This is a genomic window from Shigella sp. FC1567 (assembly GCF_001743015.1).
GTDB lineage: Bacteria > Pseudomonadota > Gammaproteobacteria > Enterobacterales > Enterobacteriaceae > Escherichia > Escherichia coli.
In genome coordinates this window covers 1-308 of the sequence record NZ_MIIV01000440.1, presented here as the reverse complement: position 1 = coordinate 308, position 308 = coordinate 1, and the positions used below count along the sequence as shown (strand labels likewise).

The 308-nt window shown below is 53.6% G+C and carries 1 pseudogene; it reads left to right on the top strand.

The window, feature by feature from the left end:
* A pseudogene (locus tag BHE85_RS19385) lies at positions 1–153 on the top strand (IS21 family transposase); the annotation flags it as partial.
* Between the last annotated feature and the right edge of the window lie 155 nt (positions 154–308).

The window sequence follows — 308 nt, the reverse complement described above, 5'->3', positions numbered from 1 at the left end:
CGCTGGCTCGAAGAGCAGCAGTCCATGCTGGCACTGCCTCCGGAGAAAAAAGAGTATGACGTGCATCCTGGTGAAAATCTGGTGAGCTTCGACAACCCCCCCCAGCATCATCCACTCTCCATCTACGACTCATTCTGCAGAGGAGTGGCGTGATGATGGAACTGCAACATCAACGACTGATGGCGCTCGCCGGGCAGTTGCAACTGGAAAGTGAACCGCCCCGGGAATCCTGGAGACTAAACTTCCTGAGAAAGAGGTAAACAGGATGACTAAAAATACTCGTTTTTCCCCCGAAGTCCGTCAACGGG